The sequence below is a fragment of the Providencia rettgeri genome, from assembly GCF_013702265.1.
Classification (GTDB): Bacteria; Pseudomonadota; Gammaproteobacteria; order Enterobacterales; family Enterobacteriaceae; genus Providencia; species Providencia zhijiangensis.
The window spans coordinates 3,830,443-3,848,627 of the sequence record NZ_CP059348.1 but is presented as its reverse complement, the minus strand read 5'-3'; the positions used below and the strand labels follow the sequence as shown (position 1 = coordinate 3,848,627).

The 18,185-nt window shown below is 44.0% G+C and carries 13 protein-coding genes; 10 read left to right on the top strand and 3 right to left on the bottom strand.

Annotated features, from left to right (window positions below; genetic code table 11):
* Positions 1-97: 97 nt before the first annotated feature.
* The 5 genes from ilvG to ilvA all read left to right on the top strand — a co-directional run bounded on the left by ilvG (position 98) and on the right by ilvA (position 6,441).
* On the top strand, positions 98-1,744 hold the full coding sequence (gene ilvG, locus H0913_RS17685) for an acetolactate synthase 2 catalytic subunit (protein WP_181477699.1): 1,647 nt from the start codon (positions 98-100) through the stop codon (positions 1,742-1,744).
* Entirely contained in the window at positions 1,741-2,010 is a 270-nt protein-coding gene (gene ilvM / locus H0913_RS17680) for an acetolactate synthase 2 small subunit (protein WP_036948778.1), read from the top strand. Before ilvG ends, ilvM begins: the two co-directional genes overlap by 4 nt.
* A 12-nt stretch (positions 2,011-2,022) precedes the next feature.
* Positions 2,023-2,952, top strand: a complete 930-nt coding sequence (locus H0913_RS17675) for a branched-chain amino acid transaminase (protein ID WP_006658220.1) — start codon at positions 2,023-2,025, stop codon at positions 2,950-2,952.
* 61 nt (positions 2,953-3,013) lie between these two features.
* Positions 3,014-4,864 (top strand): dihydroxy-acid dehydratase, encoded by a 1,851-nt coding sequence (gene ilvD, locus H0913_RS17670; RefSeq protein WP_154628884.1) that lies wholly within the window; start codon positions 3,014-3,016, stop codon positions 4,862-4,864.
* A gap of 2 nt (positions 4,865-4,866) precedes the next feature.
* On the top strand, positions 4,867-6,441 hold the full coding sequence (gene ilvA / locus H0913_RS17665; RefSeq protein WP_181477698.1) for a threonine ammonia-lyase, biosynthetic: 1,575 nt from the start codon (positions 4,867-4,869) through the stop codon (positions 6,439-6,441).
* Here the strand turns inward: ilvA and ilvY are convergent.
* On the bottom strand, positions 6,433-7,329 hold the full coding sequence (gene ilvY, locus H0913_RS17660; protein WP_154603095.1) for an HTH-type transcriptional activator IlvY: 897 nt from the start codon (positions 7,327-7,329) through the stop codon (positions 6,433-6,435). The two genes, ilvA and ilvY, sit on opposite strands and share 9 nt — an antisense overlap.
* 188 nt (positions 7,330-7,517) lie before the next feature.
* Here ilvY and ilvC point away from each other — a divergent pair, with 188 nt between their 5' ends.
* Complete coding sequence (gene ilvC / locus H0913_RS17655) at positions 7,518-8,993, top strand: ketol-acid reductoisomerase (RefSeq protein ID WP_154638878.1); 1,476 nt, start codon at positions 7,518-7,520, stop codon at positions 8,991-8,993.
* A gap of 384 nt (positions 8,994-9,377) precedes the next feature.
* Positions 9,378-11,405 carry a DNA helicase Rep gene (rep, locus tag H0913_RS17650; RefSeq protein ID WP_154603093.1) on the top strand — a complete coding sequence of 676 codons (2,028 nt, stop codon included), beginning with the start codon at positions 9,378-9,380 and terminating at the stop codon, positions 11,403-11,405.
* Positions 11,406-11,471: 66 nt separating this feature from the next.
* Here rep and gppA read toward each other — a convergent pair whose 3' ends face one another.
* Positions 11,472-12,974: a guanosine-5'-triphosphate,3'-diphosphate diphosphatase gene (gene gppA, locus H0913_RS17645; protein ID WP_181477697.1), complete on the bottom strand. Its 1,503-nt coding sequence runs from the start codon at positions 12,972-12,974 to the stop codon at positions 11,472-11,474.
* Between the two features lie 11 nt (positions 12,975-12,985).
* A complete protein-coding gene (rhlB, locus tag H0913_RS17640; RefSeq protein ID WP_154603091.1) occupies positions 12,986-14,272 on the bottom strand; it encodes an ATP-dependent RNA helicase RhlB in 1,287 nt (428 codons plus the stop codon).
* A 117-nt stretch (positions 14,273-14,389) separates the two neighbouring features.
* Here rhlB and trxA point away from each other — a divergent pair, with 117 nt between their 5' ends.
* From trxA to wecA, 3 genes are all read left to right on the top strand, one after another.
* Complete coding sequence (gene trxA, locus H0913_RS17635; protein ID WP_036948804.1) at positions 14,390-14,716, top strand: thioredoxin TrxA; 327 nt, start codon at positions 14,390-14,392, stop codon at positions 14,714-14,716.
* Positions 14,717-15,297: 581 nt separating this feature from the next.
* Entirely contained in the window at positions 15,298-16,557 is a 1,260-nt protein-coding gene (gene rho, locus H0913_RS17630; RefSeq protein ID WP_004915469.1) for a transcription termination factor Rho, read from the top strand.
* 517 nt (positions 16,558-17,074) lie between these two features.
* Entirely contained in the window at positions 17,075-18,160 is a 1,086-nt protein-coding gene (wecA, locus tag H0913_RS17625; RefSeq protein WP_181477696.1) for a UDP-N-acetylglucosamine--undecaprenyl-phosphate N-acetylglucosaminephosphotransferase, read from the top strand.
* Positions 18,161-18,185: the final 25 nt, after the last annotated feature.

The following is an 18,185-nucleotide window of genomic DNA, read 5'->3' as shown; positions in this document are numbered from 1 at the left end:
GCGGGGTTTTTTTTGACATAAAATTTATGCAAACCAACAAAGATAATAAAAACATAAGAAATACAAGTAAATAAACAAAGGCAGATAGGTGATAAACATGAACGGAGCACAGTGGTTAGTTCAAGCATTAAGGACACAAGGCGTTGATACTGTTTTTGGATATCCAGGTGGCGCTATCATGCCTGTTTATGACGCACTGTACGATGGTGGCGTGGAACATTTGTTGTGTCGCCATGAGCAAGGCGCAGTTATCGCAGCCATCGGATATGCTCGTTCGACAGGAAAAACAGGTGTTTGCATTGCGACCTCAGGCCCTGGAGCAACAAACGTGATTACAGGGTTGGCTGACGCATTGCTCGACTCCGTCCCTGTTGTTGCTATCACAGGGCAGGTAGCTTCAGAGTTTATTGGTACAGATGCCTTTCAGGAAATTGATGTTTTAGGGTTATCTCTGGCCTGTACAAAACATAGTTTTTTGGTGGAATCCATAGAGGACTTACCTCGTATTCTCGCTGAAGCTTTCGCAATCGCAAATAGTGGGCGTCCAGGGCCAGTACTGATTGATATTCCGAAAGATATTCAGCTGCAACATGCAGATTTATCCCCCTATTTAATGCCTGTAGAGCAACCAGACTCAACTTCTGAGGATGCAATTCAGCAAGCAAGAATGCTGTTAGAGCAGTCAGAAAAACCAATGTTGTACATTGGTGGTGGAGTCGGGATGTCTGGGGCTGTAACTGAATTGAGAGCCTTTATCGAACAGACAAAGATCCCATCAGTTGTCACCTTGAAAGGTTTAGGTGCCGTACATCGATCAGACAAAAACTATCTCGGTATGTTGGGGATGCACGGTACGAAAGCGGCTAATATTTCAGTGCAACGTTGTGATTTACTCATCGCAGTTGGTGCGCGTTTTGACGATAGAGTCACAGGAAAATTAAACACGTTTGCTCCGAATGCGAAAGTTATTCATATCGATATCGATCACGTTGAATTGGATAAATTACGTCAAACTCATGTTGCACTATTGGGTGATGCGAAAGCGTTATTGCCTCAATTGATGGTGACAAAAAACATCACGAGTTGGCAGGAAGAAGTTCAACAGCTTAAGCAGGAGTTTGGTTGGCGTTATGACCACCCAGGTGAACCCATCTACGCCCCATTATTGTTGAAACAACTGTCAGACAAAATGAAACCCAATACCGTTGTTACAACAGATGTTGGTCAGCACCAAATGTGGTCTGCTCAACATATTGTTGTTGATGGACCAGAGAACTTTTTAACTTCAAGCGGGTTAGGAACGATGGGTTTTGGGATCCCGGCAGCAGTGGGTGCTCAAGTCGCTCGACCTGAAGATACTGTTGTTTGTGTATCTGGCGATGGTTCTTTCATGATGAATGTCCAAGAGCTAGGAACGATTAAACGCAAACAGTTACCCGTTAAGATTTTATTGTTAGATAACCAACGCTTAGGAATGGTTCGTCAATGGCAAGAGCTGTTTTTCGAGCAACGCTACAGTGAAACCATTTTGACTGACAACCCAGACTTTGTTGCATTAGCGAGTGCTTTTGGCATTCAAGGTCGCCGTATTACATGTAAATCAGAAGTAGACGCAGCACTCGATGAGCTACTGACAAGTGAAGGTGCGTTTTTATTACAGGTATCAATTAATGAATTAGAAAATGTCTGGCCATTGGTTCCACCAGGGGCTAGTAACGAAAAAATGATGGAGAAACCGTTATGATGCAGCATCAACTCTCGATATTAGCCCGTTTCCGCCCCGAGGTTTTAGAGCGTATTTTGCGAGTGACTCGCCATCGTGGATTTCGGATTAGTTCTATGAATGTGGATCAATTATCAGATAGTGATAATGTAAGTATCGAACTGACTGTCAGCAGCCAAAGACCATTAGCACAGTTATGTGCACAGTTAACGAAGTTGGCTGACATCACTGAAGTTGAAATAAAACAACAAGAATCACGACTATTACGCACACAAAGTGCAATGTAAGGAATAGATAAAATGACTAAGAAAGCTGACTTTATTTGGTTTAACGGTGAAATGACGCCATGGGCAGATGCTAAAGTTCATGTAATGTCTCACGCTCTGCATTACGGTACCTCCGTATTTGAAGGCGTCCGTTGCTATGATTCACACAAAGGACCCGTTGTTTTCCGTCATCGTGAACACATGCAGCGTTTACATGATTCTGCGAAAATTTACCGTATGCCAGTCAGCTACAGCGTCGATGAGTTAATGGAAGCTTGTCGTGCAACTCTGCGTAAAAATAACTTAGTCAGTGCCTATATTCGTCCATTAGTTTTCATTGGTGATGTGGGCATGGGCGTGAATCCACCAGATGGCTACAGTACTGATGTCATTTTAGCCGCATTCCCTTGGGGGGCGTATTTAGGTGAAGAGGCATTAGACCAAGGAATTGATGCAATGGTCTCTTCATGGAATCGTGTTGCACCAAATACTATTCCTACTGGTGCAAAAGCAGGTGGTAACTACCTATCTTCATTATTGGTTGGTAGCGAAGCGCGTCGTCATGGTTACCAAGAAGGTATCGCGCTGGATGTTCATGGTTATCTTTCTGAAGGCGCAGGCGAGAATATCTTTGAAGTGAAAGATGGCATTCTGTACACCCCACCGTTTACTTCATCAGCATTACCGGGGATCACCCGCGATGCCATTTTGACATTGGCGAAAGATATGGGAATCGAAGTGCGTGAACAAACGCTGTCTCGTGAATCTCTGTACTTAGCGGATGAAGTCTTTATGACAGGAACAGCTGCTGAAATCACTCCAGTTCGCAGTGTTGATGGTATCCAAGTTGGTATCGGTCGTTGTGGTCCTGTGACGAAGAAAATTCAGCAAGCATTCTTTGGTTTATTTAACGGTACAACAGAAGATAAATGGGGCTGGTTAGATCCAGTAAACCCTCAATAATTAAATACTATAAATTACAGGCGGTCGTTCCCCGCCTGTTTTAAAACTCGGGAGTTAAGATATGCCTAAGTACCGTTCAGCAACAACCACTCATGGCCGTAATATGGCAGGTGCGCGAGCATTATGGCGCGCGACAGGTATGACCGATGATGATTTTGGTAAGCCAATTATTGCCGTTGTAAACTCATTTACTCAGTTTGTTCCGGGTCATGTACATTTACGTGATTTAGGTAAACTCGTCGCAGAACAAATAGAACAAGCAGGCGGCGTCGCGAAAGAGTTTAACACTATTGCTGTGGATGACGGGATTGCGATGGGGCATGGCGGTATGCTGTATTCCTTACCTTCCCGAGAGCTAATTGCTGATTCTGTGGAATATATGGTGAATGCGCACTGTGCAGATGCCATGGTCTGTATCTCCAACTGTGACAAAATTACCCCAGGCATGTTAATGGCGTCTTTGCGCCTGAACATTCCCGTGATCTTTGTTTCCGGCGGACCAATGGAAGCAGGAAAAACCAAGCTTTCAGATCAAATCATCAAACTTGACCTTGTGGATGCGATGATCCAAGGTGCAAACCCAAATGTCAGTGATGAAGATAGTGAAAAAATTGAACGTTCAGCATGTCCAACGTGTGGGTCATGCTCAGGAATGTTTACTGCGAATTCAATGAACTGTTTAACTGAGGCATTAGGTCTTTCTCAGCCAGGAAATGGTTCATTACTTGCGACTCACGCTGATCGTAAAACGTTATTTATCAATGCAGGTAAGCGAATTGTTGAGCTGACTAAACGTTATTATGAGCAGAATGATGAGAGCGCATTACCGCGTAATATCGCAACAAAAGCCGCGTTTGAAAATGCGATGACATTAGATATCGCGATGGGTGGCTCCACAAATACCGTTCTGCATTTGCTGGCGGCTGCGCAAGAAGCGGAAGTGGATTTCACCATGGATGATATCGACCGCTTATCTCGCCAAGTCCCTCATTTATGTAAAGTTGCACCTAGCACCCAAAAATATCATATGGAAGATGTACACCGTGCTGGTGGCGTGATTGGTATTCTTGGGGAGCTGAGTCGTGCAGGTTTATTGCAGGAAGATGTGAAGAATATTTTAGGTCTTTCATTACCAGAAACATTGGCTCAGTACGATGTTATGTTGACGAATGATGAGTCTGTAAGGTCTATGTTCTCAGCGGGACCTGCGGGTATTCGTACCACCCAAGCATTTTCTCAGAATTGCCGTTGGCCATCACTGGATACTGACCGTGAAAATGGTTGTATCCGTAACCTCGAACATGCTTATAGCTTGGATGGTGGTTTGGCGGTACTTGCAGGAAATATCGCTGAAGATGGTTGTATCGTGAAAACAGCAGGGGTTGATGAAGGTAGCTTAACTTTTCGTGGGCCTGCGAAAGTGTTTGAAAGCCAAGATGATGCGGTAGAGGCAATTTTAGGTGGAAAAGTTGTCGCTGGTGATGTTGTCGTCATCCGCTATGAAGGCCCTAAAGGCGGACCGGGTATGCAAGAAATGTTGTACCCAACTTCCTATCTGAAATCGATGGGATTAGGCAAAGATTGTGCACTGATCACCGATGGGCGTTTCTCCGGTGGAAGTTCAGGTTTATCAATCGGCCATATCTCTCCTGAAGCGGCAAGCGGTGGATTACTGGCTCTGGTACAAGATGGGGATATTATCGATATCAATATTCCAAAACGTACCATGTCCCTAGATGTTAACGACAGTGAGCTGGCAAAACGTCGTGAAGCGGAATTAGCGCGTGGAGATAAAGCTTATACTCCGCGTAACCGTCAACGTGAGGTTTCTTTCGCTTTACGCGCTTATGCTTCTTTGGCGACGAGTGCGGATAAAGGCGCTGTACGCGATAAGTCTAAATTAGGAGGCTAATTGTGGCAGCCGCAAAACCATTACCAGCGGCACCGACAGGTGCCGATTATCTGAAGGCGGCGCTCAGTGCGCCTGTTTATGAAGCGGCACAAGTGACGCCACTTCAAGAAATGAGCAAGCTCTCTTCACGTCTGGGTAATACGATTTTAGTCAAACGTGAAGATAGGCAGCCAGTACACAGTTTTAAATTACGTGGCGCTTACGCCATGATTGCGGGCTTGACCGAAGAGCAAAAAGCTAAAGGTGTTGTCACTGCATCAGCGGGAAATCATGCACAGGGCGTAGCGTTGTCGGCTAATCGTGTTGGTATTAAGGCCAAAATTGTTATGCCAGTAGCAACCGCAGATATCAAAGTGGATGCTGTTCGCAGCTTTGGTGGAGAGGCCATTTTATACGGCGCAAATTTTGATGAAGCCAAAGCTCACGCAATTGAGATGGCAAAACGCGAAGGATATACCTTTGTACCGCCGTTTGATCATCCGTCTGTGATAGCAGGTCAAGCAACTATTGCACTAGAACTCCTTCAGCAGGATGCTCACCTCGACCGTATTTTTGTGCCTGTTGGGGGCGGTGGATTGATTGCCGGCGTCGCTGTATTAATCAAGCAGTTGATGCCTGAAATTAAGATTATCGGTGTAGAAGCTGAAGATGCTGCTTGCTTAAAATCGGCATTAGAAGCTGGTCATCCCGTTGATCTCCCTCGTGTTGGTTTATTTGCGGAAGGCGTTGCTGTTAAACGTATTGGCGACGAAACCTTTCGACTATGCCAGCAGTATGTCGATGATGTGATCACCGTAGATAGTGATGCCATTTGTGCGGCACTGAAGGATATTTTTGAAGATGTGAGAGCGATTGCAGAACCGTCGGGGGCGCTAGCGCTGGCGGGACTGAAAAAATATGTTCAGCAACATAACATTAAAGGTGAAAGGCTGGCGCATATTCTGTCAGGCGCCAACATGAACTTCCATGGTTTACGTTATGTATCCGAGCGTTGTGAATTAGGTGAACAACGAGAAGCGCTTCTTGCAGTGACTATTCCTGAACAGAAAGGCAGTTTTTTGCGATTCTGCCAATTGCTTGGTAACCGCTCAATCACTGAGTTTAATTATCGTTATACAGATGCTGATCCAGAGCGAGCCTGCATTTTTGTGGGTGTTCGCTTAAATGGTGGTGAGCAAGAGCGGCATGACATCATTCAAGGGCTGCAAAATAATGGTTATGAAGTGGCTGATTTATCGGATGATGAAATGGCGAAGCTGCATGTGCGCTATATGATCGGTGGGCGACCATCGAAGCCATTAGATGAAAAATTGTATAGCTTTGAGTTTCCTGAATCTCCAGGGGCATTATTGAAGTTCCTAGAAACACTGGGAACTCACTGGAATATCACGCTATTTCATTATCGTAGTCACGGAACAGACTATGGGAGAGTGCTGGCGGCCTTTGAGCTTTCTGGTCCAGAAGTACGCTTTGATCGCCACCTTGATGCACTAGGATATGAATATCATGATGAAACGGGAAATCCATCCTTCCGTTTCTTCCTAGCGCCGCAAGATAGCAAAAGAACATTAGATTGAGTGTTCTGGGAGCAATTCCCAGAATGCTTTAATTAATGGTTCACTTAGGCGTTTGCTGAGCAGGCAAACGCCAAGTTCAAATGGTTCTACCATCGAAATATTATCGAGTTGAGATACACGGCTACGGACAGGCTCGGGGCTATTATCAACGACGACACTTGGTATTAATGCAATACCACAGCCCAATGCCACCATAGACACAATGGCTTCATGACCCGAAACCGTCGCATAAATTACCGGGTTATGGATTCGATGACGCTTAAACCATAATTCAATACGTTTACGAGAAGGGCCATGTTCAGGAAGAATGAACGGTACCGTAGACCAATCCGGCTCCTCTTCAGTCACCATACTCCGTACTGCGCAAGGTAGTGATGGGGCAATAAGTACGAGGGGGATTTCCCCAATTTTGGCGAATCGCACGTTATCTGGCAATTTTTCAGGTTTACCTGCGATGCCTAAATCCGCCTCTTTGGTTTCGACTTTTTCAACGGCATCTGCGGCATCGCCCGTGGTGAGTTTTATTTCAACGAGCGGATGCAAAGCACGAAATTTATCAAGCACTTGAGGTAAATGACTATATGCCGCAGTGACCGAGCAGAATAGGCGTAATTCGCCACTTAGTGATGGGCTTTGCTGATTAAGCGCATGCTTTAGCTGCTGATATTGCAACAATGTTTGTTGGGCAAACTGTTTGAGATGCTCACCCGCTTGGGTCAGTTTCACCGAGCGGTTATCACGAATGAATAGTGGATGACCCAGTTGATCTTCCAAACGCTGAATTTGTCTTGATAGTGTGGATGGACTGACATGCATGGCTTTTGATGTGCGACCAAAGTGGCAACTTTCAGCTAAGTGCAAAAACAGTTGTAGATCACGAATATCCATTTTGCCCTCTGATGATACCTTGATTGACGTTGCAAATATTGCAACATTATATTGTTAATATATCAATTTAAGCAATGCTCATCATCGCATATAGTAAATCCATAACTGCTCAATAATGAGCAACAGGTAACGACGTTACCTGATAATACGAACACAACAGAACACTGACCGAATAATGGAGTAAGACCATGGCGAATTATTTTAATACATTGAATTTACGTGAGCAGTTAGCGCAATTAGGCAAGTGTCGTTTCATGAAACGCGAAGAATTTGCGGATGAAGCGGGCTATCTGAAAGGTAAAAAAATCGTCATCGTCGGTTGTGGTGCTCAAGGTCTGAACCAAGGTTTGAACATGCGCGACTCTGGTTTAGATATCGCTTATGCTTTGCGTCCAGAAGCGATCGCAGAAAAACGTGCATCATGGCGTAAAGCGACAGAAAATGGCTTCAAAGTTGGGACTTATGAAGAACTGATCCCTGAAGCAGATTTAGTTGTTAACTTAACGCCAGACAAACAACACTCTACCGTTGTTCGCGCGGTTCAGCCAATGATGAAACAAGGTGCTGCGTTAGGTTATTCTCACGGTTTTAACATCGTTGAAGTTGGTGAAGAAATCCGCAAAGACATCACGGTTGTGATGGTTGCTCCAAAATGTCCGGGTACCGAAGTTCGTGAAGAGTATAAGCGTGGCTTCGGTGTTCCAACACTGATCGCAGTTCACCCTGAAAATGATCCGAAAGGTGAGGGTATGGCGATTGCGAAAGCATGGGCAGCAGCAACGGGTGGCCATCGTGCGGGCGTTCTGGAGTCCTCTTTCGTTGCTGAAGTTAAGTCTGACTTAATGGGTGAGCAAACAATTCTGTGCGGTATGTTGCAGGCAGGTGCGTTACTGAGCTATGACAAAATGGTTGCCGATGGCGTAGAGCCAGGCTATGCAGGGAAATTAATTCAGTTTGGTTGGGAAACAATCACTGAAGCACTGAAGCAGGGCGGCATCACTCTGATGATGGATCGTTTGTCTAATCCAGCAAAAATCCGTGCTTATGCTTTATCAGAGCAGCTGAAAACCATTTTAGCGCCACTGTTCCAAAAACATATGGATGACATTATTTCTGGTGAGTTTTCATCAACAATGATGGCGGACTGGGCGAATAATGATAAAAACTTACTGGCATGGCGCGAAGAGACCGGTAAATCGTCTTTTGAAAACTACCCAGAATTTGCAGGTAAAATTGCAGAGCAAGAATATTTCGACCATGGCGTTCTGTTAGTTGCGATGGTTAAAGCGGGTGTTGAGTTAGCGTTCGATACTATGTTAGAAGCAGGTATCTTAGAAGAATCAGCATACTATGAATCACTGCATGAGCTGCCGCTGATCGCGAACACAATTGCACGTAAGCGCTTATATGAAATGAACGTCGTTATCTCGGATACTGCGGAGTACGGTAACTACCTGTTCTCATTCGCTGCAGTTCCAATGCTGAAAGAGTTTATGACCAAGTTACAAGCGGGTGATTTAGCGAAACCAGTTGCAGATAATGGTACCGATAACGCGCAATTACGTGATATCAACGAAGCTATCCGTAATCATCCTATTGAGAAGATCGGGAAGACGTTGCGGGGGTATATGACGGATATGAAGAAGATTTCTAGCGCACAATAATTTTTCGTCACTCTTCGCGTGATAGGTGCGTTGGCTGCGCTCGGTTACCCAAGTCACATACTCAATGTATGCTCCTTGAGATAACCTAATTTTTCGTCACTCTTCGCGTGATAGGCGCGTTGGCTGCGCTCGGTTACCCAAGTCACATACTAATGTATGCTCCTTGGGATAACCTCCTTTGCCGCCTTCCTCTAACGCGAATAGTTTAGAAAAATGTATGGCTGTCAAAAAAAACAGAAAGCAAACAAAACCACATCGCTCTGCTGAATGATGTGGTTTTTTGTTTTTTATAAATAGGCAGGATCGTTGCTCAAGAGTTGGGTGGGTTTCTGCTACAATCTGTAGCGAATTCCTTTTTGAATAACTAAGTGATGCAGAGAAACCATGCGATTAAATCCTAGCCAGCAACAGGCAGTTGAATATGTAGATGGTCCGTGCCTTGTTTTGGCAGGGGCAGGCTCAGGTAAAACACGGGTTATTACCAATAAAATTGCGCATCTGATCCGCCATTGTGGTTATCAGCCTCGGCAAATTGCGGCGGTGACATTTACCAATAAAGCCGCGCGCGAAATGAAAGAGCGTGTGGGACAAACATTAGGTAAAAAAGAAGCCCGAGGGCTAATCATTTCCACATTCCATACTTTGGGACTGGAAATTATCAAACGCGAATATAAAGCGTTAGGGATCAAAGCTAATTTTTCTTTGTTTGATGACCAAGACCAAATGGCGTTACTCAAAGAACTCACATTTGATCTGCTTGAGGAAGATAAAGATCTTCTTCAACAGCTGATCTCGGCGATCTCAAATTGGAAAAACGATCTGATCTCTCCGCAGCAAGTGGTTGGGCAAGCGAGAACGGAAAAAGAGCACCATTTTGCTGAGTGCTATCGCCGCTATGAGCTGCATTTAAAAAGTTGTAATGTCTTGGATTTTGATGACTTAATCAGCAAACCAACATTGCTGCTTTATCATAATGAAGAAGTCCGTGAGCGTTGGCAGCAAAAAATTCGTTATTTGCTGGTGGATGAATACCAAGATACGAACACCAGTCAGTATCAGCTAGTGAAATTACTCGTGGGCAGCCGTGCCCGCTTTACCGTCGTTGGTGATGATGACCAGTCTATTTATTCTTGGCGTGGTGCGAGGCCTCAAAACTTAGTGTTACTCAGCCAAGATTTTCCAAAACTGAATGTGATTAAGCTGGAGCAAAATTACCGCTCATCAGGCCGTATTTTGAAAGCGGCCAACATTTTGATTGCCAATAACCCCCATGTCTTCGAGAAAAAATTATTTTCTGAGTTGGGTTATGGGGCGCCATTAAAGGTGCTGACAGCAAATAATGAAGACCATGAAGCGGAACGTGTGATTGGTGAATTAATTGCTCACCACTTTATTAATAAAACCCAATATAAAGACTATGCGATTTTGTATCGTGGCAATCATCAGTCACGTATTTTTGAAAAAATGCTGATGCAAAACCGTATTCCTTACCGAATTTCGGGAGGGACATCCTTTTTCTCACGTCCTGAAATTAAAGATCTTTTAGCTTATTTGCGGGTGCTGACTAACCCTGAAGATGACAGTGCTTTTTTACGTATTGTGAATACGCCGCGCCGAGAAATTGGCCCTAAAACTATCCAAAAATTGGGAGAATGGGCGAATCAGCGAGGCAAAAGCTTATATCACGCCAGCTTTGATTTAGGTCTGGAACAGACTTTAACAGGGAAAGGCTTGGAAGCGTTGCAGCGTTTCACTCATTGGATGGAAGGGATAGTCCGGATTTCGGAGCGTGAACCATTGATAGCGGTACGGGATCTTTTACGGGAAATGGACTACGAGAGTTGGTTGTATGAAACCTCGGCCAGTGCCAAAGCCGCCGAAATGCGAATGAAAAACGTCAATCAATTGTTTACATGGATGAGCGAAATGATTGAAGGGGATGAGCTAAATGATCCAATGACGCTCAATCAGGTTGTCACTCGCTTTACGCTGCGCGATATGATGGAACGTGGGGAAGATGATGAAGATTCAGATCAGGTTCAGTTGATGACATTGCACGCATCTAAAGGTCTTGAATTTCCTTATGTTTTCTTAGTTGGAATGGAAGAGGGATTATTGCCTCATCAAAGTAGTATTGATGAAAATAATATTGATGAAGAGCGTCGACTGGCTTACGTGGGAATTACGCGAGCGCAGCGAGAGTTATTCTTTACTCATAGCCGTGAGCGTCGCCAATACGGCGAACTGATCCGCCCTGAACTGAGCCGCTTTTTGATGGAATTACCGCAAGATGATTTGGTGTGGGAACAACAACGAAAAGTGGTTACCGCTGAAGAGCGAATGCAAAAAGGGCAGTCCGCTTTAGCGGATATCAAGGCACGCTTGGGGTTAAATAAGAAAACTGATCAGTAGCAAAAGAGTTTAAGAGAGAGTTCCCACGACGAGGTGGGAACCTATCATGATCAATTTAGAGCGATATCAATTGGAGCTATTACGCTCTTCTAAGGCCAGTTGCCAATTCACATACCCTTGCCACTGAACTTCTTGCTGTAAATTTTCAGCTCGTAAAGGGTGTTCCTCAAGCCAGCGGTATGGCAGTGCGATGGTTAAATCTTGCCCATTAGCGTTAAGGCGCAATGCTGGTAATGTATCGTCACGTCTACGGCTGGCAAAAATAATGGCTAGGCGCAATAAACGACATAATGCGTAAGTTTGCTGAATAGGTAATGCATTTTGTTGGCTCAGCGAAGCGAGGTCGATTTGACCTTGCTGGTTCTTGAGAAGAACCGCGAGAAAGCGTTTTTGCGCTGGCGTGAAGCCTGGTAAATCAAGGTGAGTGATTAAATAACTTGCGTGCTCTGGGCCTTTGCGAAAATCAACACTCAGCCCAATCTCATGTAATGCACAAGCGCTGGATAATAAATCACGGCAACGGCTATCTAATTCCCACTCTTTGGCAACTTGCAGGTAGAAATGTTCAGCAAGCTGGCGCACGCGGCTAGCCTGTTCAATATCCACAAGGAAGCGACGCTGAATATTGCGTAGCGTGCGTGCGCGAATATCTTGCTCAATAGGCAGTTCAAGCATGCCATACACTAAGCCTTCGCGAAGAGCGCCGCCGGCTAATGTCATATTTTCGATATTCAGAGCTTTGAAAATTGCGATCAGGATCGATAAGCCACTTGGGAAAACGAGGGCACGTTCAAACGTGAGGCCCTCGATTTCAAGCTCTTCTAATTTATGGCACTGGATAGCTTTATGTTTCAGTTGCTGTAATTTACTCAGAGTGATGAGTTCATCCATCCCTTGAGCAATCATGATTTCCTGAATCGCTTGTACAGTACCCGATGCACCGACACAAATTTTCCACCCATGGTTTTTAAGGGCATCTGCGATAGGCGCAATGACGTGTTGAGCTGCCGCTTCGGCTTGAGCGAAGTTTTCTTCTGTTAGCGTTCTGTCGCTAAAGTAGCGTTCAAGCCAAGTCACACAGCCCATTTCTAGGCTATAAAGTAGCTGAGCTTTAGCGCCTGTACCGGTGACAAGTTCGGTGCTGCCGCCCCCGATATCGACCACTAAGCGTTGCTCTGGCCCGCCAGTTGTATGGGCGACGCCTTGATAAATCAAGCGAGCTTCTTCTTCTCCTTGGATTATTTTTACGGGATTTCCGAGGATTTGGCTGGCTTTCTCAATAAAGGCATCGGCATTTTTGGCAAGGCGTAATGTCGCGGTTGCCACAACTCGAATTTGCGAGTTAGGAATATCTTGCAGATGTTCTGAGAAGAGACGCAGGCATTGCCAGCCTCGTTCCATGGCTTGCGCAGATAAAATATTATCTTTATCTAAACCCGCTGCCAGACGAACTTTCCGTTTAACCCGAGAAATAATCTGAATGCTACCTGCAGTTTCGCGAACAACCAGCATATGAAAGCTGTTGGAACCCAAATCGATAGCGGCATACAGAGAAGAAGATTTCAGCATAGGGTATTTACTCAGCCTGCACGTTTATGGTTATTACGTGGGCCATTATGGCGACGCGGCGCATTAGAATTGCGGCGTGGACCACTAGGGCGCGGACGGTGACGGCGTTTTGGTGCCGGCAGGTCGCTCAGCAGTGCATCACTGTTATATTTACTGACAGGGATGGAGTGCTGAATATACTCTTCGATTGCAGGTAAGTTTAGTGCGTATTCTTCACATGCTAAGCTGATAGAATTTCCGCTTTCACCTGCACGACCTGTACGTCCAATACGGTGCACATAGTCTTCGCAATCGTCAGGTAAATCATAGTTAAATACATGAGTTACTGATGGAATATGTAATCCACGAGCAGCAACGTCAGTCGCAACCAAGATATCAATTTGACCTTGGGTGAACTGTTCTAAAATGCGCAGACGTTTTTTCTGTGCGACATCGCCAGTTAATAACCCGACACGGTGGCCATCGGCAGCAAGGTGAGCCCAGATATCATCACAACGATGCTTCGTATTGGCGAAAATAATGCAGCGCTCTGGCCACTCTTCTTCGAGTAGCGTTTGCAGTAGGCGCATTTTTTCTTCGTTGGATGGATAAAATAGCTCTTCTTTAATACGGTGACCGGTTTTTTGTAGTGGTTCAACTTCCACATATTCCGGGCTGTTCATTTGTTCAAACGCTAATTCTCTAACGCGGTAAGAGAGTGTTGCGGAGAATAGTAAGTTGAGTCGGTCTGCTGCGCCAGGCATACGGCGGAATAACCAACGAATATCTTTAATAAAACCGAGGTCGTACATACGGTCAGCTTCATCCAAAACAACAACTTGGATAGCCGCTAAATCAACGTGACCTTGTTTTGCATAATCAATAAGACGACCGGTTGTTCCAATAAGGATATCAACGCCGTTTTGTAATACGCGTAACTGCTCGTCATAGCCATCACCACCATAGGCTAGACCCATTTTCAAACCAGTGTACTCAGCCAGCTCTTTAGCATCTGAGTAAATCTGTACGGCTAATTCACGAGTAGGAGCCATGATCAGCGCACGTGGCTGATTGGTTTTTTTCCCCTCGATTGCCGGGTGAGTTAAGAGAAAATGAAATGTAGACGTTAGGAATGCTAACGTTTTACCTGTACCTGTTTGTGCTTGCCCCGCAACATCTTTGCCTTCGACAGTATAAGGCAGGGTAGACGCCTGAATAGGCGTGCAAAAGTTGAAGCCTTTTTTATTAAGTGCTTCAATGACTTTTGGGTGCAATGCGAAGTCGGAAAACTTCTTTTCTGTCAAGTGTGCTTTACTCATAGTATGTTAGAATATCAGTTATCGGTTGGTTTACGAAAGCGTATCTTTTGAAATAAAGCATACTGCTGCCAATTAATGTTACACTATGTCTGTAAAAATGATCCTTTGGAGTACAACATGAGCGACAAAATTAAACATATTACTGATGCAAGTTTTGAGTCAGACGTTCTAAATGCAAGTTCACCTGTTTTAGTCGACTTCTGGGCTGCATGGTGTGGACCTTGTAAAATGATCGCGCCAATCCTTGATGAAGTTGCTGAAGAATATACAGGCAAAGTGACTATCGCAAAACTGAATATTGATGATAATCCAGCGACTGCCCCAAAATTTGGTATTCGCGGTATCCCTACACTGTTATTATTCAAAAACGGCAGTGTAGCTGCAACTAAAGTTGGTGCTTTATCTAAAACTCAACTGAAAGAATTTCTAGACGAAAATCTGTAAGTTATAGCTTTATATAAGCCAAAACGTTTAGCGGCGCATTTATTTTATATAGAGAGTCGCTAGACGTCCCCATTTAAGCATGATAAGTTATCCGCATTCCTCATAGAGTACCCATAAGAATTACCTTGTTTTCCTTTGCTCTTTTCTGAAACGTCTAGCTTGCAGTTCTGTTCAATGCCAATTTTAGTTACTGACTATTAATCTAAAGTTGATAATTCATGGTTGTATCACTGTGACTTGAGTCTTGAGTAAATAAATGGGCTGTATTAGGGATAAGATGTTGTCCTAAAATGTATAAAAAACTATTGCTAATATTGATTACGTTTCTAATAATATGCGGCATGTCATCTTGATGATTACAACGCTTTCGTTAGTCACAACACCTTCACAGCAATATTAGTTGTAGCTAGCACAAATTTTAATGCATTGTTGTTGGTTATAAGTCCATATCTATCAACAGGGCACTATAAAGTTAAACTGGCGCTTCATAGGTTCACTATACTAAATAGGTTCACTATAAAAGTTGCCTCCAATTTACGTTCATAGTTCGAGAAATACCCCGAGTTAAAGAACCCACCATTATGAATCTTACCGAATTAAAAAATACGCCTGTATCAGAACTGATTACGTTAGGCGAAAACATGGGGCTAGAGAACTTAGCCCGTATGAGAAAGCAGGATATTATTTTCTCAATTTTGAAGCAGCATGCTAAAAGTGGAGAAGATATTTTCGGCGATGGCGTACTGGAAATATTGCAGGATGGATTTGGTTTCCTCCGTTCAGCAGACAGTTCTTACCTCGCAGGCCCTGATGATATCTATGTTTCCCCTAGCCAAATTCGCCGCTTTAACCTACGCACCGGCGACACCATTTCAGGAAAAATTCGTCCCCCGAAAGAAGGTGAACGCTATTTTGCACTCTTGAAAGTTAACGAAGTTAACTTTGACAAACCTGAAAATGCCCGCAGCAAAATCCTTTTTGAAAACTTAACCCCATTACATGCCAATAATCGTCTGCGCATGGAGCGTGGTAACGGTTCTACTGAAGATTTAACGGCGCGCGTATTGGATTTAGCCGCACCTATCGGTCGTGGACAGCGTGGTTTGATCGTTGCACCACCGAAAGCGGGTAAAACCATGTTACTGCAAAATATTGCGGCTAACATTGCCCATAACTACCCTGACTGCGTATTGATGGTTCTGCTGATCGATGAGCGTCCAGAAGAAGTTACTGAGATGCAACGCTTAGTGAAAGGTGAAGTTATCGCTTCAACGTTTGATGAGCCAGCTGCGCGTCACGTCCAAGTTGCTGAAATGGTTATCGAGAAAGCGAAACGTCTGGTTGAGCATAAAAAAGACGTTATCATTTTACTGGATTCTATTACTCGTCTTGCTCGTGCATACAACACCGTCGTTCCTTCATCAGGTAAAGTATTGACCGGTGGTGTGGACGCAAACGCATTACATCGTCCAAAACGTTTCTTCGGTGCTGCTCGTAACGTTGAAGAAGGTGGTAGCTTGACTATCATAGCGACCGCGTTAGTTGATACCGGTTCGAAAATGGATGAAGTGATTTACGAAGAATTTAAAGGAACAGGTAACATGGAATTACACCTGTCCCGTAAAATTGCTGAAAAACGTGTTTTCCCTGCGATTGATTACAACCGCTCTGGTACACGTAAAGAAGAGCTGCTCACCTCCCAAGATGAGCTGCAAAAAATGTGGATCCTGCGTAAGATTATTCACCCAATGGGCGAAATCGATGCAATGGAATTCCTCATCAGCAAATTAGCAATGACTAAGACTAACGAAGAGTTCTTTGATTTTATGAAAAGAGCATAGTTTCGTTAGGATTATGAGTATAGAAATAGGCGCTCTAATTAGGGCGCCTATTTTTTTATCAGTGAACAGTGAACATTCACAAAATAATAGTCTTTATTATTTATCAACATAAGCATGAATTACTTTCTTGATGAGTAAAATGAAATAATCAACGGATGCTAGCTTATTCTCTATAAGATGGTATTTTTTACATTAATTTTTATACTTAGATTTATCCAATGACTGATATTTACTCATTCATATGAAAAGTGATAGTGATGGTCGGTTAATATGTTGGAGATTGTTTTTATGGCATGCATCTTGCAATGTTAAGGGATAAAATCTTTAAGGTGAGTTTGTAACGCAAAACTATATCGGCGTATTGGTATTTCCGGCATGTTTTGTGCATATCAAAACGCAGGAAATCTGTTTTAGAGTACCATTTTTTGTTCGAATACTATGTGGCGGCAGTAATTTATCACAGCAACCAAAAGTTTTAGTGTTTAAAAGTTGGATAGAAATATAAGAGAGTAGAACAGTGGATAGCACACACTTTGTAAGTAATCTCTTCTATGTCTTTTTGTTTACCTTAGCTTTTATTTTTGTCGCGCGTATTGTGGCGAAAAAAATTGGCTTGGTTGATAAACCGAATTTCAGGAAGAAACACGTAGGATTGGTTCCTCTCGTTGGAGGGATCTCTGTTTTCTTTGGCGTTTGCTTCGCGTTTATGATCACGGAAGAATACATTCCCCATAAGTGGCTATATATTGCTTGTGCGGGGCTCTTAGTGTTCGTTGGTGCTCTGGATGATAGGTTTGATATCAGCGTGAAATTACGCGCTGGGGTTCAAGCTATCGTCGCTGTCGTCATGATGACAGCTGGTGGGTTGTCGTTAGAGTCTCTAGGCCATGCATTTGGTCCTTGGGAACTGGTACTTGGGCCATTTGGTTATATCGTCACCTTATTTGCCGTTTGGGCTGCAATCAATGCCTTCAACATGGTTGATGGCATCGATGGTTTATTAGGCGGATTGTCCTCGGTTTCCTTTGGAGCCCTTGGTTTCTTACTGTATCAAAATGGTAACTATGCGTTAGCGTTTTGGTGTTTTGCATTTATAGCAGCTATTCTTCCTTATATCCTCATGAATATGGGCGTTTTAGGGCGTCGCTTTAAAGTGTTCATGGGTGATGCGGGAAGTACGTTGATTGGCTTTACCATTATTTGGATCCTTGTTGCTTCAACACAAGAAGATGTCCATCCAATAAACCCTGTGACTGCATTATGGATTATTGCTATTCCGCTTATGGATATGGTGGCAATTATGTACCGCCGTATTCGTAAAGGTATGAGTCCATTCTCACCGGATCGTCAGCATATTCATCACTTGATTATGCGCTCAGGTTTTACCCCGAAAGGGGCATTTGTAATCATCACATTGGCTGCGGCAATTCTTGCGTGTATTGGTATTATTGGCGAGCGCCTTTCATTCGTTCCTGAATGGGTAATGTTGGCATTATTTTTGCTTGTATTTATGATGTATGGTTACTGCATCAAGCGAGCATGGAAAGTCGCCCGTTTTATCAAGCGAATTAGACGTCGTGCGCGTAAGAGTGCGGTCCGGTAACGACAAACGAACTATAGAGGTTCTG

Excerpts from the sequence above, each read along its gene's own strand:
- ilvG (WP_181477699.1), top strand. The coding sequence starts at position 98 with ATGAACGGAGCACAGTGGTTAGTTCAAGCATTAAGGACACAAGGCGTT.
- ilvM (WP_036948778.1), top strand. The coding sequence starts at position 1,741 with ATGATGCAGCATCAACTCTCGATATTAGCCCGTTTCCGCCCCGAGGTT.
- H0913_RS17675 (WP_006658220.1), top strand. The coding sequence starts at position 2,023 with ATGACTAAGAAAGCTGACTTTATTTGGTTTAACGGTGAAATGACGCCA.
- ilvD (WP_154628884.1), top strand. The coding sequence starts at position 3,014 with ATGCCTAAGTACCGTTCAGCAACAACCACTCATGGCCGTAATATGGCA.
- ilvY (WP_154603095.1), bottom strand. The coding sequence starts at position 7,329 with ATGGATATTCGTGATCTACAACTGTTTTTGCACTTAGCTGAAAGTTGC.
- ilvC (WP_154638878.1), top strand. The coding sequence starts at position 7,518 with ATGGCGAATTATTTTAATACATTGAATTTACGTGAGCAGTTAGCGCAA.
- rep (WP_154603093.1), top strand. The coding sequence starts at position 9,378 with ATGCGATTAAATCCTAGCCAGCAACAGGCAGTTGAATATGTAGATGGT.
- gppA (WP_181477697.1), bottom strand. The coding sequence starts at position 12,974 with ATGCTGAAATCTTCTTCTCTGTATGCCGCTATCGATTTGGGTTCCAAC.
- rhlB (WP_154603091.1), bottom strand. The coding sequence starts at position 14,272 with ATGAGTAAAGCACACTTGACAGAAAAGAAGTTTTCCGACTTCGCATTG.
- trxA (WP_036948804.1), top strand. The coding sequence starts at position 14,390 with ATGAGCGACAAAATTAAACATATTACTGATGCAAGTTTTGAGTCAGAC.
- rho (WP_004915469.1), top strand. The coding sequence starts at position 15,298 with ATGAATCTTACCGAATTAAAAAATACGCCTGTATCAGAACTGATTACG.